Origin of the sequence: Bacillus cereus group sp. MYBK101-2 (assembly GCF_051918845.1) — a bacterium.
Taxonomy (GTDB): Bacteria; Bacillota; Bacilli; order Bacillales; family Bacillaceae_G; genus Bacillus_A; species Bacillus_A paranthracis.
In genome coordinates this window covers 36,510-52,237 of the sequence record NZ_JBQAIE010000003.1, presented here as the reverse complement: position 1 = coordinate 52,237, position 15,728 = coordinate 36,510, and the positions used below count along the sequence as shown (strand labels likewise).

Below are 15,728 nucleotides of genomic sequence, written 5' to 3'. Positions count from 1 at the left end.
CTTTTCGTTACAAGCATTATACAGCTTTATGCAAAAAAATTCGACTACCGAATTTTATCTAACTGAACTTCTATTCTACGTATTATATACAATGAAACCTTATTGTGTAGATTTACAAGCTCAATAAGAAACATGAAACATCATCTAAAAACTATTCAAATACCCCTTATAAACAGAAAATCCTGTTTATAAGGGGTATTTATTCAATTTAAGTCTATAAAAGTTGAATGAAAACACTGCAAGTTCTCACTTATTTAGAATAAGAGAAAAGATGATGTTTTATTTGTTCAATAAAATAATGATGGTGTATATTATCGTTAGATACTCGACTTGCCATAATAGCCCCCTCCATTGAAGATGCAAGAAAGGAAGCGAGTGATATAACCTCTATATCTTCTTTAAATTCTTGTTTCTCTATTCCTTCTTTTATGAGAGAAGCCATTAACATTACTGTATCATCATAACCTTTTGCTGCTGCTTTTTGTAATTCTGGAAATACCCCAGTACTTTCAATGGCACTATTAAGTAATGGACAGCCTCCAGCAATAGGAGGATTATTAGCTGCATCTTGATATACAAGGAAAATTGCAAGAATTTTATCAATTGCTGTCTTTTTATTTTCCATTGCTTTATGAAAATGACTCCACATAATCTCACCACTTTTGTCGTAGGCAGCAAGGACAATTTCTTCTTTACTTTTGAATCTACGATAAATAGATCCTTTAGGTAGTTCAGTAGCTGTCATTATATCCTGGATGGATGTGCGAGTTATCCCATTAGTATTAAATAAATATAAAGATGTTTCAATAATTTTTTCTTTAACCTTATCAACTTTAGTCATGCTTTGTAATCCTCCTAATAAAAACGAGCTTAATATCTCAGGTATTTTTTTATTATAAGTATAAATAAGTTTGGAACTGAAATATCTTATCAATCCCTATCTTATGGAAACCTCAAACAATACAGTTTGAAAAGAAGTTAATCAAATTATATTACCTATATATTTTAAGTGAATTTTCTGTCAAAATAATATGACCAATTGTTTAATTCAGTCATATTATACAACTAATTTTATCTAAAATCGTAGAGGTCTAAAAATATATAGTTAATTTTAACGTATAGACATATGATTATTATATATAATTTTTATTAATATGTTTAGCTAAAGTGTTTGAACTACTCCCACTTTCACTTCATTCTATAAAAGATTAACCATTAATGATTACTGGAATTAAATTGTAACAAAGCAACTGAAATATAAATATATTTGATTTTTTTCCATTTTGATTTTGTTAATACTTTATAAAAAGGGTTTAAAAAATTAGAAACTTGTAGTATCATTAGATTTCGATTCAGACCGAACCGTCCGGTTTAGAATATTATATAAATATATTTAGAAGGAGAGCGTTATGCAGAAAGAAAAATCAAAAATTATAGGTAATTTAATTATGGGGGCACTACAGTGAACTTTATAAAAATGAATAAAAAAGAAATCATTATGCTAATAATCTTTACACTGTTTGTACCATTTCAAATTGGCTTGTACATACTATTTGGCATATCACTTTTAGCTAATGTCAATTTAGTTGAATCAGAATTTGTTCTTAGTGCCATCGGTTTTACTGTACCTGCTATTGTAGGAATCATTTACTTTAGGAAAGAAATTATTGAAAGTTTTACTTATTTCAAAGAGAAGACAATTCTAAAAATAGTAAGCATTCCTATGGTAGTTTTATTTACAGTAATTGCGGAACAGTCTGTTATGCATTTTCTAGCAACTGGTCAGCCAGAGAACCAAGAGCAGCTCCTTGAAACGGGTGCAGAGGTACCTCTTGTATTTACATTGCTTGTATTCGGTATTCTGGGTCCAATACTTGAAGAAATTGTGTTTCGCCACATATTAATAAATCGTTTTTCTTACCATATTGGTACTGCTATTGCATCTATCATTTCGATTATGATTTTTACACTTCTTCATACGAACCAACTTTCGGATATTGCTATTTATTTACCTGGATCGTTGATACTTACTGCGGCTTATCTTATTTCTAAAAGATCCATTGCATATGTTATAGCGATACATATATTAAACAATTGCCTTGGTTTCATTCTGTAAGAAACTAGACTTGTTTCTGATGCCAAAAATATTCTATCTTTCTATCAAGCATTTTTGGCACCAGAACTACTTTTTCTATGACATAAGAAAGCTAATCAAAAATTATAAAATATTAGGAGAGTGTCAGTCATGATTGTAACAACAACTTCTGGAATTCAAGGTAAAGAAATTATTGAGTATATTGATATTGTAAATGGTGAAGCTATTATGGGTGCAAACATTGTACGCGATGTATTGGCTTCAGTTCGTGATGTTGTCGGTGGGCGTGCTGGTGCTTATGAAAATAAGCTAAAAGAAGCACGTGATATTGCGATGGATGAAATGAAAGAACTTGCAAAACAAAAAGGTGCGAACGCTATCGTTGGTATTGACGTAGATTACGAAGTTGTTCGTGATGGAATGTTAATGGTTGCGGTAAGTGGTACAGCTGTACGTATATAAGTAAATAAAACGAGAAATAACCTCCTTTTTTATTTCTCGTTTTATCTACATATTTATTTTTGGAAAAATAATCTAACCCCAAATACTAATAATACTGCGCCCGTAATACCCTCCATTATACGGTTCACTCGTTCTTTTCTTAAAAAAGTTCTTAATTGACGTATTAGCGAGATATAAAGCAAATACCATATTGCGGTCAAAGTCGTAAATGTGACTCCTAATAAAAGAAATTGGAGGAAATGATTTTGATTACTTACAATAAATTGAGGTAAAAAACTAAGGAAGAACACAGTAGTTTTTGGATTTAAAATTGCCGTAGTAAATCCTTGTCTAAAGCTTTTAATTGCCCCAATATTCTTAGAGTCCATTTCTATTGGACCTGACATATCTTCTTTTTTATGTAAGGCACTTTTAATTGACTTTACAGCTAAGTAAATTAAATAAAAAGCCCCAGCACATTTTATAAATGTAAATAACATAGCAAATTTCATTAGAATAGCAGAGAGTCCTAACGTAGCCATTATTGTATGAATCATCATTCCAGATATCGTTCCTAAAACTGTCTTTATCCCACCACTTTTACCATGCGAGATAGTATTTTTTGTAACTAGTGCAAAACCAGGACCAGGCATCATTATGATTAACATTGCTGTAAGGATAAATAATAGATAATTTTCCATGTTCTAGTATTTCCTTTCCAATTTTTAGTTTTGCTTACAGTATAGCTTTTTTCATTAAAACATTAAATATAAAAGACTTGATCAGAAATTTATTTATGTTATTAGTATCAATTTAGCTAAACATTGCCCTAAAGCCACATTGATAAAACACATGAAAACTTATATATAAAATTACAAGTTCAACTCTTACAAAAAACGTGATAAAAAATAACCAGCGGAACTAGTCCACTGGTTATTTTGCCACGCCTTCATGTAATTTTTCTGTATAATCTTTTACGTCTTTCCAGCTATCTTTTGCTGTATGTAAATCTTCTTTTATAAACGTAAACTCTTCAGGAGTAATTCCTTTTACGTTTTGTAATAAGTTATTATATTTTGCCCCTACTGTATACCATTGATTTGATATGTTTTGCAGTGCTGTAATTGCTGCATCAATCGTTTCAGTCATATTTGTTGTTTTATTTTTTACATCTGTTAAAATTGCGACTTCTGCTTGCGCTCCAGAAATTCTATCTTTTAAATTAGCGATTTCTCGTTCTGCATTTGCGATATCTTTTTTCGCAACCGCAATCATCGGTCCGCCAGCAAGACATGTTATTAGAGCTACGCAAAGTACGCCACCAGCAATAACCATATCATTACTCTTTTTAATCGAATCGTTATATGTATTTATTTGTTGCTCTAGAGCTGGAATACCCGCATTCGTACTTGCCAATATCGCTGTTAACTGATTTGTATCCTCTTTGAAACTATTTGTATCTTTCGCCATTCTATCGCGAAAGGCTTTCAAATCTCCTAATAATACATCTACCTCATTTTGATTCTTTACAATATCCGCATACAATTTTTCTAAATCCGCTTTTAACTTTACGCTATCTTTTTGATCAATCGCAGTTAGCATGCTATTATAATACCCTTGAAAAGTATTATTGTAATTAATAATATTTTGATCCGTTTTCATAATTTGCGGCTTCATATGATCTAACCAATACGCCGCGTTAATTTTTGCATCTCGTTGGTGCTGAATCATATTTCCTTTAAACTCACTATTAATCGAACTTATTTTACTCAAATCCGTCTCTTGTTGATTTTGAATTAATTTTGCATATGAATCCATTGCAAACATGCTTGATGTCGTTTGTGCCATTACATCTTGGAATCCAGCTGGTCCAAGAGAATAGTTTTTCACATTTTCTTGTAGCACCTTTACATTTTGTTCTGCTGCAAAAGGATGTAAAGGAAATGCATTACTCGTTGCCACCCCAGCAATCATTAACGTTAAAAGACATTTTTTATAAAATCGTTTCTGCATACTTTTCACCTGTTTTCTTTATAAGGATATCAAAAGCTCCTGCTCACAACTGAACAGGAGCTTCAAATCATTCATCAACACTTAACGCCCTAACGATTCGTATTCGATTATGCTTTTTTCGTATCTACTACTTTAATATCTTCAGCATAAATTTTTTCTGCATAGTCTTTAATGTTTTTCCAGCTATCTTTCGCAATGTTTAAATCTTCTTTAATGAAAACAAGGTCATTCGGACTAATTGAATCTACATTTTGAAGTAAAGAATTGTATTTTGACCCCATTGTGTACCATTGGTTTGAAATGTTTTGCAACGCTGTAATTGCAGTATCAATTGTATTTGTTAAATACTCTGTTTGTGTTTTAATGTTTGTTAATCCTGCTACCTCTAATTGAGCAGTTGTAACTTGTCCTGTTATTTTTTGAATTTCAGCTTGTGCATTATCAAGCTCCTTTTTTGCTAATACGATTCCAGCTGTACCACCGCCTACAGCTGCTGTACCACCTGCAATTAACGCCACTCCTAACGGCGTTCCTGCACCTGTAGCAATAACTACTGCACCACCGATAATTGCAATTGGCCCTAGAGCTGTCGCAACTGATGAACCGATAATAATTGCATTATATTTACTAATTGCTTCATTGTACGTTGTAATTTGATTTTGCAATAGCGGAATTCCAGCGTCTTGACTAGCTAAAATAGATGTAATTTGATTTGCATCACCCTTAAAGTTTTGCGTATCCGACGTCATTTTATTTCGGAATTTCTTTAAGTCTTCTACTAACTGATCTACTTGCGCTTTATTTTCATTAATACTACTTGATAATCTAGTTAATCCTTTCGTAAGCGTCGCTTTATCTTTTGCATCAACCGCAGCAACTAAAGTATCATAATAGTTTTGGAATTTCGTATTGTAATTAATGATATTTTGATTCGTTGAAATAAGCTGTGGCTTTAATACATCTAACCATTGCTTCGCATTTCCTCTAGCTGTATCCTGGTGCTGAATCACTTTTCCTTTTAAAGCAGCATCAACAGACGATACATTTCCAAAGTTAACATTACCTTGTTTAATAATTGTTAAAGCGTACAGATCCATTACTAAAGCGTTTGAACCTGTTCTTTCCATTGCATCTTTTAGGCCTTCTGGTCCTAATGAGTATTCCTCATAGTCATTATAAGCTTTTGCTACCGCATGAACTGGAGCTTGTTTCACTGTACTTTCAGCTGCATACGTATGAGCTGGCATCATGTTTCCTGCTGCAAATACTGCCATAAGTGCTGATAGAGCCATTACTTTATAAGGTTTTTTTGTCATTTTTCTTCTCTCCCTATATCGTTACTTATTTTTAATGTACTTCAACGTTTGTAACGTAATCTTCAAATTGATTCGTTTGTTTATTCATTTCATCACTTACTTTTTTAATTTGGTTGAAATGTTTTTGTAGTAAACTACTATCTGTATATGTGCCTTCTTCAACATTTTTTTGAATTTGGATCATATTATTGTTTAAAACTTTCCAATCCGTTAACAACGTTTCTAATGTTGTAATTTGACGATCAATTAGTTCTGTAAAGCTACTTACTTGATCTTCAACGAATGTAATTTGAGTCGCCTCTGCTTCAGTTTGTGATAATTTTTGAATAAGTGGCAATAGCTCTTTTTGCTTTTGCTGAATGCGAAGAGCTGCTTCCCTCGTTTGACTATCGGCAGCATTTACAATTTCATTACTTAAAGTACCGATAGAAACGAAATCAATTGTTTTCGTTTGTGCAGTTTGATTTGTAATTGTAAATACTTGTTTACCGATATTAATAGAACCTTTAATAATTTCTTGAGGTCTATTCAATATAGTAGTTAGTTCAGCTTGAATTTCCCCTTGAATTCTTTTAATATCTTCTCTTAACTTCACAATATCTCCACTTGATCCTTGTAGTGTTTTTATTGCTTCATCAGCCTTTATCGATAAGTTATTACTATCTTTGTCTAATACTGTTTTAAATCGATTTAGCTCTAATAAATCTTGCTCCATACTCTCTTGTATGCTTTGTACTTGCAATTGTAATTTTCCATATGCGCCTGTAAAATCTGCTTTTGCCTGTTCATTTTCATTTACGTTTTCTGCTAGTTCATAGAGCTTACTATAATAGCTATTAAATCTAGTACTATACCTCATCATCTCTTGATTTAAGTCGATTAACTTCGGATTATATTCATCAATCCACTCTCTTACATTTGCCTTTGCAAATTTTTGATGATTCGTCAAACTACTCATCGCGTTCACCTTAATGTCTGGCTGTTGTAAAATAACTAATCCATATGCTTGTATAAGTGGTGATTGTGATCCTAACATTCTAATTGAATTCGATAATGTATTTGGAGCAATTACATTTTGTGCATATACTGTTTTCACTTCTGTTTGCCCCTCCTCAGCGTAAGCGCTTACAGGAATAAAACAACTCGTAGATACTGCTGTAACCAATAACCCTGTAATTAAAGTCTTTTTCACTTTAACTCCTCCTATGTATTAGCAACTATTACTATCGCATTTTATTATTCTATTTTCTTACCCATAATTTGAGATGGTTAAAATAGAGAACGTTCTCACCGCAATCCATGTATGAACCACCTCTCTCGTATTGCTACAGTACTTACTTATCGTCACAAAACATTTTATTATTTTTTCATATGTGATTAGTATGAATAATATTGTATAAAATTTCTATTTTATAGCCATTTCCACATTCACACAGTGAATATATTACATAAAAATATTATTCATCATAAACTAAAAAACGTACGTAAATATGAAATTTCGTTTTGTTTTCATGTAAGTTTTGTACTGTAAGGTCATTTAAACACAGCTATTTATATAACGTAAAGAAGTATTTTCATTCCCTTTATTTTCAAGCTTTATTGTCCTTATTCCAAAATATAATCCTCTTCACTTTTTCAATTGAAATATCCATATATCACAACAAAAACCTCTACTTATTTACAGATACAAAAGTTATATCAATATAACTTTAAGGCTCGTATGCAATTATGCATAGTGTATACACAAAAAGGATAGCTTCACTTTCATGAAGCTATCCTTAAAAAATCTTCTTACTTTTTCAAATGATATGGAACTGTCGTAATAACAACATTTCTTTTATAGAGTAAATACGCACGAATGAGTAAGCTAGACTGATTATGAAGAATGTTATGCCAACCTTTTTTCGGAATGAACTGTGGTATAACGACAGTAACACGGTAATTTGATTCACTCGCTTTATATTGCACTGTATCAATAAACTTTGTTAGCGGTTGAATAATACTTCTATAATGAGAATGTAAGGTAACAAGTCTTACTTCAGGTTGCCACTTCTTCCATTTCTCTTCAAATTTCTTTTCCTCTTCTCTGTCAAAAGCAACATATACAGCGATAACTTGATCTGCTGAAAGAGACTTTGCATAGTTCAATGAGTTTTCTACCACATGTGTCATACCAGCTACAGGAACGACAATTACATTTCCTTCAATCGGAACAATCCGTTCACAAGTTTTTAAACTTAGTTGGTCTCCTACTGCATCATAATGCTTCTTAATTCGGTGGAACAAGAAGATAATAACAGGTAAGAAAATAAGGATTGACCAAACTTGTGCGAACTTAGTTAAAAAGAACATACTCATTACGATAAAACTAATGACTGCACCAATTAAATTGACCGTTAATCGTAAAGCCCATCCTTCCGGTTTTTCACGAAGCCATTTTAATACCATACCACTTTGAGAAAGGGTAAATGGAATAAATACGCCTACTGCATATAACGGGATTAAATGTTCCGTTTGTCCTTGGAAAGCTACAATTAAAATAATTGATGCAATTCCAAGTATAATAATACCATTTGAATAACCTAGACGGTCTCCTCTTATCGTAAACATTCTCGGTATAAATTTGTCTTTTGCAAGGTTAACTGCTAATAGTGGAAATGCAGAATAGCCTGTGTTAGCAGCAAGGATTAATATTAAAGCTGTTGTACCTTGTATAAAATAGTACATGAAATTACGTCCAAATGTTTGTTCAGCAATTTGTGAAACAACTGTTACTTCTTTACTTGGGGAAATTCCGTAATAATAAGCTAAGAACACAATTCCTGAAAATAAAACTGCAAGTAATGCACCCATTGCAAGTAATGTTTTCGCTGCATTGTTAGGTGCAGGATCTTTAAAGTTTGGAATTGCGTTTGAAATTGCTTCAACACCTGTTAAAGCAGAACTTCCTGATGCAAATGCTCGTAACAGTAAAAACAAACTAATCCCTGCAACTGGTGTTCCAATCGGCGTGTGTAAAGTTGGTGACACGTGCCCCGTTAAAATATTGTATATCCCTACACCAATTAATATAAATAGTGCCAAAACGAATAAATAAACAGGATATGCTAAAACGGAAGCTGATTCCGTTACACCTCTTAAATTTAAGATGGTAATAAATATAACAAATATAATCGCAATGATTACATTATGTGCATGTAAACTAGGAAAAGCAGATGTGAGCGCATCTGTACCTGCAGACACACTTACTGCAACAGTTAAAATATAGTCAACTAATAAAGATCCTCCAGCAATTAAGCCTGGATTCATCCCTAAATTTTCTTTTGATACAACATACGCGCCCCCGCCATGCGGATAAGCAAAAATAATTTGACGATAAGATAAAATAAGGGCCGTCAATAATACTAATACCCCAACAGCGATCGGAATGGAATACCAATAAGCGATCGCTCCAACACCTGCTAAAGCAATTAAAATTTGCTCTGGACCGTAAGCAACTGATGACAATGCGTCAGAAGATAAAATAGCTAAAGCTTTCGTTTTATTAAGCTTCTGTTCTCCAAGCTCTGTTGATTTTAACGGTCTTCCAATTAAAAATCTTTTAATAGATGAAACCACTGCTGTCCACTCTCCAATAATTTTGTACGAACTTTTCTGCTAGTTATAGCGGATAAACGATTTCTTCAGAAAACAAAAAATGTCTACAAGCCATAACGAAATAGACTTGTAGACATTATTTTTTTTGTCGCACAAGCTCCACCTTCCTTCTCAATATAACGCTTACGAGGTTAGCTGTCGGATTCGGGCCTATGAGTAGCCCTACCTTTTTCAAGGATTCACCCCATTGGATTAAGAACTAATCCATAAGAACGGGTCCCCCGTACCATGCGGTTTCAGCGATTTAGAAAATTGAAACTGTGGATTATAATACTCCTTTATTTTCAAAATGTAAACAAAAATTTTGAAAAAGAAAAAATTAAAATGATTGCGCATAATCCGCCGGTAAATATACATAATGAATACTAAAAAATCAATAAAGGAGACCTATATGTCTAAAGAAAAGAAGCCTATTTTTTCCGATTCCTATTTAGATGCATTAGCAAATGAAATTAATCAATTATACGGTAAACGTGAACAGGAAATAAATTTGACAGATAGAACAAAAAGAAATAAATGATTTGTCATAAAAAAAGAAAGCAATACACTTATATATTGCTTTCTTTTTTATTTTTTCATACATCCAATTGTATTGCTGATTTGTTAAAGGTCATTTCTTCATACACTTTCAAATTTTGATATACTGCTCCTAATAATGGTACTTCTATAGAAAATTGTTCTGCTACATCTAGTAAGTATCCTTGTAAGTGCTTCGCTTCAATAGACGAACTTTTTTCCATATCACGCTGCATCGATGACTTCATATTATACGAAATTTTATCAATTGTTTTCATATGTTCCTCGGCAATATCATCTTTAATTGGCGCTCCTACACATCTCATAATTTGTACACATTCTTCAAATAAGTTTTGGATAAAATCGCGTCCACCTTCGCTTTCACGAATCGGTCCTATCGGTGCCCGCATTAATGTCGTCACACCCGACATTACAGTAATAAATAAATATTTATGCCACATATCTTGCATAATGTTTTCACTTAAAATAAAACTAGATTTCGTACCTGCAAATGCTTTAGAAATATGCTTTATTCTCTCTGAATCTTGAGACTTCATTTCTCCAAACACAAGTCTGTTGGCAGCGCTAGTTTGTACAATTTCTCCTTGATCGTTTAAAGTCGTCTCGATAAAGCATAAACCGCCAATTACTTTTTCCTCACCGAATTCCTTTTGTAATAGTGATACATGAGCGATACCATTTAACAATGGAATAATCACAGTGTTTTCACCTACAAAAGGCTTCACATCTTGAATTGCCTCGTTTAAGTGATACGCTTTTGTTGAAAATAAAATGACATCAAATGGAGCAGTTTGATCTTCTTTCGTTATTAAATTTGGTTGAAAGGAAAAATCCCCGTTAACACTGCGGATTACAAGTCCTCTTTCCTCCAATTGTTTTTTCCTTTTACTGCGAACAAGAAACGTAACCTCTTCTCCCTTTTCTACTAAGCGACCTCCAAAAAAGCCTCCAACGCCACCAGCTCCTAATACTAAAATCCGCATACAACATCCCCCTTTTTAAAATATCAATTTATAACTTTTAGTATACATAACATTATACATGTCCCCTACTAAATAAGCTGAATTTTCATTCTTAATCAAGTATAAAACAGTGGTTATTTTCAAATAAATTTGGGCATGTTGTTTTTATAGCATATATGGAAAGGAAACAATGTAAATGGAGGCAATACAAACAATTGAAGAAAAAGATGTAACAACAGCTATATTTCAATTTATATTCCCGTTTTCTTTTAAAACTGGGTATGAACAAAATATGTTCCCTTTCTTACAGAAAAATGACTTTCGCCCTTTTCGACTCGATCATCTTGAAAATGAAAATACATACTATGGAAAGTTTCAAGTTTCACATCAAAATATGGAAGCATACTATCTTTCATTTACAAATAAAATTTTATTTCCTCATTCAGAGCATCAAAAGGGGTTACAGCGCTATTCTAAAGACCTTAACTTAACTGGACATTTAACAACAAATCTTATTTCCGTTCCATTCAACATTCATTCTATTGACGTAACACTTTGTCCTTATGAGCTTGGCTTCTTAACAATTCGGACAGAAGTAGAAACCGCTCCAAACATAACATTATCAGAAGCAATTGAATTTGCGGCCCGTTTCCGTGTACTTGAAACTAAAAATGATACAAACGAGACTATTTGTATTGAATGTAATGGAAAAAAGTATTCCCAAGTGGAAAGATTCATTTTTGGTTATTTATTTCATGGCATAACAGATTTCTTTGAGAAGAAGAGATTAAGAAGTTCTTACTTTCAAACCTTTCCTTTCTTTGAAGATCAGCGAATGTACGTACAAACTTTATTATCTATAAAAGAAGATATGGAACTGAATGAAGTGGATGTTTATCGTACTTCTAGTCTTTCCGGGTTAACAAGTGATGGCAAGGCATATGTGAGTGCATATAATCTGCCTTATATTCATGATTATTTAAAACAACACGCTTACCAAAGATGGGCTCCGAATCGCTATTTCATAATGGAAGAACATATATTCACATGTGTAACAAATGAAGGAGAACGCGAATTTACTAAACTTGCGAGTCAAATGTATGGGGAGTTTTATTACGCTTTATTGTTAAATCTATTTCATAAAATTGTTTTATTGAAAATGGCAAACGCTTATGCTGAATTAAACATAGAACAAGATACAAATGAAATAGAGAAATTAATTTATTCAATTAATTCGTTTACGGCGAATTACTTTTCTTTAGAGCTAGTATCCCAATCACAGAGTGAAGATATTTTCTTCCGCTTAAGAAAGCTTTTTAACATCGAGATACTATACTCGAATGCAAAACAAAATCTTGATAGTTTGTTTAAATATCAAGAAAATGTCGCCTCTAAAAAAGATAGCCTTTTATTATTAATTTTAACGCTCTACTCTGTAGTAGGCCAAATGTTAGGTTTTACTATGATTGATTTGTTAAGAAACACCGATTCAAACAAAATCTCATCGCCACTTGAATTTTTCGCACTTTTAATAGCAATTAGCGGCATCGTCATTTCACTTATTTTAGGTGCGCAAAGTTTATACCAATGGAGTCTACAACATAAACGAAGAAAAGCATGGGTAAAACAAACTGTACTTTCTGCTGTGAGAGAGAAAGACGAGGAGAAGTAAAGAAGGTTATTTTCAAATTACAAATACGCAGTGCACGTTTCAGTAAATGAAATTTTTATCGGCGATTTTTCGATTATATCAGCGCAACTCAAAATATATCAGCGATTTTTCAAATATATCAGCGCAACTCAAAATATATCAGCGATTTTTAAGATATATCGACTTACCGACAAAAACTGACAAAAACACACATAAAAAAGTACTCCAAATTTTAGTTTGGAGTACTTTTTTACACTATTATAGCTTACTTCCCTGCTTCGATTTTCTCTAATGCAGCAGCTACTTGTTCTTCCGTTAATTCATGTTGTATTACGTAGCGGTTACGTGGGCTTACACGGCATTCGTGAGAACATGCACGTAAATATTTCGCTTCGTTTTCTTCAGAACATAAAATTTTCTTGTTACATTCTGGATTTGCACAGTTTACATAGCGCTCACAAGGTTCACCTGTAAAGTGGTCTTTACCAACGATAACATGTTCTTTTTGGTTTACTGGTACAGCGATACGCTCATCGAACACGTAACATTGTCCATCCCAAAGCTCACCTTGTACTTCTGGGTCTTTTCCGTACGTTACAATACCGCCGTGAAGCTGACTTACATCTTCATAACCTTCACGAACTAACCAACCAGAAAACTTCTCACAACGAATTCCGCCTGTACAATACGTTAAAATCTTTTTGCCCTCAAGTACTTCTTTATTTTCGCGAATCCAATCTGGTAATTCACGGAATGATTCGATATCAGGTTTAATCGCACCTTTGAAGTGACCTAAATCAAATTCATAATCATTTCGTGCATCAATGATAACTGTATCTTCTTGTTTCATTGCTTCATAAAAATCTTTTGGCTCTAAATACTTACCAGTGATTTCGTGTGGGTTAATGTCATCTTCTAAACGAAGTGTAACTAACTCTGGACGAGGACGCACGTGCATTTTCTTGAATGCATGACCATCAGCTTCATCTATTTTAAATACGATACCGTCAAAACGTGGATCGTTGTTCATAGCTTCCATGTATTTCTCTGTTTGTTCTACAGTACCAGAACAAGTTCCGTTAATACCTTCTTTAGCTACAAGGATTCTTCCCTTTAACTCAAGTGAATTACAAAATTCTAAATGCTCTGCCGCGAATTCTTCTGGGTTTTCAATTGTTGTGTACATGTAATATAGTAATACTCTGTATGGTTTTGTAGTTGCCAATGTATTTCTACCACCTATCTAATTTTTAAAATCATGTATAAGTTAACGTTCATATCAAAACATATATAATAAGAAAATGAATCCCATTTTCTTCTCTTTATACTATTTTCTATCAGTTAACAAAAATAAAAAAACAAGATTACACACCAAAACACTATGGTTATGTTGTAATCCCAATATATTATATATCATACAAATGCAATTCCATCAATTAATATGCTGTATTATCGGCTTTATTTTCACATAAATTTCAAAAACAGCCCTTTAATTCATTATGTTTCCCCACGTCATCACACCATAAACTCCCAATTTTTAATAACGCTACACCATTCATTGTATAAAGACATATAATTTGCACTAAGGAAACATTTATGTTCAAATAAAAATATCATCTAATACATTTAAATGTATTGAAATAAACAATAAGAATACTTACAATAATTTCATTATGTTAACATTTTAAAGGGGAAAACGACTATGAATAAAGATATATCAAAAGATGAACATGTCCCTTCTCAAAGTACAACTGTTCAATCAGCGCATTTAGCATTAAGCGGACAAACGAAAGGATTAAAAAGACTATTACCATTCCTAGGTCCTGCTTTTATTGCTTCAGTCGCTTATATTGACCCTGGCAATTTCGCGACAAATATTGCCGCTGGATCACAATACGGATATTTATTACTCTGGGTAATTCTCGCTTCTAATTTAATGGCTGTATTAATCCAAACTTTATCAGCTAAATTAGGAATCGCTACAGGTAGAAACCTTCCTGAAATTGCTCGAGAAAACTTCCCAAAACCTGTTTCCATCGGCTTATGGATACAAGGTGAACTCGTTATTATGGCGACTGATTTAGCTGAATTTATCGGGGCAGCACTCGGATTGTATTTATTATTTGGAATTCCAATGTTACCAGCTGCTTTAATTACAGCTGCTGGATCATTTATTATTCTCGAATTTCAACGTAGAGGCTTCCGTCCATTAGAAGCGATTATAACAGGAATGATTTTTATCGTTGTTATCGCTTTTGGTGTACAAGTCTTTTATGCAAAACCGGAATTAAGCCCTTTGCTTTCAGGACTATTTATTCCAAAATTCCAAGGTGTAGACAGTATATTACTTGCAGCCGGAATTTTAGGGGCGACAGTTATGCCGCACGCAATCTATTTACATTCCGCCTTAACGCAACGCCGCGTAGTCGGAACAAATGATGAACAAAAGAAAAAGATTTTCCGCTTCGAGTTTATTGATATCATTATTGCAATGGTTATCGCTGGAGCAATTAATGCAAGTATGTTAATTGTTGCTGCTGCACTATTCTTTAAAAACGGCTTGCATGTCGAAGATCTTGATGTTGCTTTTAACCAGTTCAGTACTTTAGTGGGCCCTGTATCAGCTGCTTTATTTGGAATTGGTCTCTTATCAGCAGGACTATCTAGCTCTTCTGTCGGTACAATGTCAGGTGATATTATTATGCAAGGTTTCATTCGAATGCATATTCCGTTATACTTACGCCGATTTATTACAATGATTCCACCATTAGTTATTATCGCTTTAGGCGTAAATCCAACTTACGCTCTAGTCATGAGTCAAGTTGTCTTATCGTTCGGTATTGCCTTTGCGTTAGTACCACTTATTATGTTTACAAGTAATAAAAAAATTATGGGTGCGCTCGTTAACTACCGTATAACAACCTTAATCGCTTGGATCATTGCTATACTTGTTATCATTTTAAATATTTTCTTACTGTATCAAACGTTTGTAGGATAATGAAAAAAGAAGGCTGTCTCAAATTTTTGTTGAAGACAGCCTTCTTCTTTTTAAATTA

At 33.0% G+C, this 15,728-nt stretch carries 13 protein-coding genes and 1 riboswitch; of the genes, 5 read left to right on the top strand and 8 right to left on the bottom strand.

Annotated features, from left to right (window positions below; all coding sequences use genetic code 11):
- Positions 1-250: 250 nt before the first annotated feature.
- On the bottom strand, positions 251-841 hold the full coding sequence (locus tag ACTFSI_RS09460) for a TetR/AcrR family transcriptional regulator (RefSeq protein ID WP_042515347.1): 591 nt from the start codon (positions 839-841) through the stop codon (positions 251-253).
- 621 nt (positions 842-1,462) lie between these two features.
- Here ACTFSI_RS09460 and ACTFSI_RS09455 point away from each other — a divergent pair.
- Positions 1,463-2,116, top strand: a complete 654-nt coding sequence (locus tag ACTFSI_RS09455; RefSeq protein WP_042515348.1) for a CPBP family intramembrane glutamic endopeptidase — start codon at positions 1,463-1,465, stop codon at positions 2,114-2,116.
- 129 nt (positions 2,117-2,245) lie between these two features.
- Positions 2,246-2,557 carry a heavy metal-binding domain-containing protein gene (locus ACTFSI_RS09450; protein WP_042515349.1) on the top strand — a complete coding sequence of 104 codons (312 nt, stop codon included), beginning with the start codon at positions 2,246-2,248 and terminating at the stop codon, positions 2,555-2,557.
- Between the two features lie 53 nt (positions 2,558-2,610).
- On the opposite strand, the gene ACTFSI_RS09445 is transcribed toward ACTFSI_RS09450, so the two are convergent.
- The 5 genes from ACTFSI_RS09445 to ACTFSI_RS09425 form a co-directional block, all read right to left on the bottom strand.
- The gene (locus ACTFSI_RS09445) at positions 2,611-3,237 is read right to left on the bottom strand and encodes a LysE family translocator (protein ID WP_138322164.1); all 627 of its coding nucleotides are present in this window, start codon (positions 3,235-3,237) and stop codon (positions 2,611-2,613) included.
- Between the two features lie 232 nt (positions 3,238-3,469).
- Positions 3,470-4,549 carry a non-hemolytic enterotoxin NHE subunit C gene (gene nheC, locus ACTFSI_RS09440; protein WP_001172005.1) on the bottom strand — a complete coding sequence of 360 codons (1,080 nt, stop codon included), beginning with the start codon at positions 4,547-4,549 and terminating at the stop codon, positions 3,470-3,472.
- A gap of 107 nt (positions 4,550-4,656) precedes the next feature.
- A complete protein-coding gene (nheB, locus tag ACTFSI_RS09435; protein WP_000162993.1) occupies positions 4,657-5,865 on the bottom strand; it encodes a non-hemolytic enterotoxin NHE subunit B in 1,209 nt (402 codons plus the stop codon).
- A gap of 31 nt (positions 5,866-5,896) precedes the next feature.
- Complete coding sequence (gene nheA, locus ACTFSI_RS09430) at positions 5,897-7,057, bottom strand: non-hemolytic enterotoxin NHE subunit A (protein WP_044790436.1); 1,161 nt, start codon at positions 7,055-7,057, stop codon at positions 5,897-5,899.
- A gap of 599 nt (positions 7,058-7,656) precedes the next feature.
- The gene (locus ACTFSI_RS09425; protein ID WP_000254896.1) at positions 7,657-9,483 is read right to left on the bottom strand and encodes an APC family permease; all 1,827 of its coding nucleotides are present in this window, start codon (positions 9,481-9,483) and stop codon (positions 7,657-7,659) included.
- A gap of 144 nt (positions 9,484-9,627) precedes the next feature.
- Positions 9,628-9,774, bottom strand: a riboswitch (cyclic di-AMP (ydaO/yuaA leader).
- A 139-nt stretch (positions 9,775-9,913) separates the two neighbouring features.
- Here ACTFSI_RS09425 and ACTFSI_RS09420 point away from each other — a divergent pair.
- On the top strand, positions 9,914-10,042 hold the full coding sequence (locus ACTFSI_RS09420) for a hypothetical protein (protein ID WP_000031869.1): 129 nt from the start codon (positions 9,914-9,916) through the stop codon (positions 10,040-10,042).
- A gap of 55 nt (positions 10,043-10,097) precedes the next feature.
- Here ACTFSI_RS09420 and panE read toward each other — a convergent pair whose 3' ends face one another.
- Entirely contained in the window at positions 10,098-11,042 is a 945-nt protein-coding gene (gene panE, locus ACTFSI_RS09415) for a 2-dehydropantoate 2-reductase (protein ID WP_138322165.1), read from the bottom strand.
- A 175-nt stretch (positions 11,043-11,217) separates the two neighbouring features.
- Between panE and ACTFSI_RS09410 the strand changes: the two genes are divergently transcribed.
- Positions 11,218-12,693, top strand: coding sequence for a hypothetical protein (locus ACTFSI_RS09410; RefSeq protein WP_138322166.1), 1,476 nt, complete (start codon positions 11,218-11,220; stop codon positions 12,691-12,693).
- A gap of 244 nt (positions 12,694-12,937) precedes the next feature.
- Here ACTFSI_RS09410 and trhO read toward each other — a convergent pair whose 3' ends face one another.
- Positions 12,938-13,897 (bottom strand): oxygen-dependent tRNA uridine(34) hydroxylase TrhO, encoded by a 960-nt coding sequence (gene trhO, locus ACTFSI_RS09405; RefSeq protein WP_000246229.1) that lies wholly within the window; start codon positions 13,895-13,897, stop codon positions 12,938-12,940.
- A 477-nt stretch (positions 13,898-14,374) separates the two neighbouring features.
- Here trhO and ACTFSI_RS09400 point away from each other — a divergent pair, with 477 nt between their 5' ends.
- Positions 14,375-15,670 carry an Nramp family divalent metal transporter gene (locus ACTFSI_RS09400; RefSeq protein WP_138322167.1) on the top strand — a complete coding sequence of 432 codons (1,296 nt, stop codon included), beginning with the start codon at positions 14,375-14,377 and terminating at the stop codon, positions 15,668-15,670.
- The last annotated feature ends 58 nt before the right edge of the window (positions 15,671-15,728 follow it).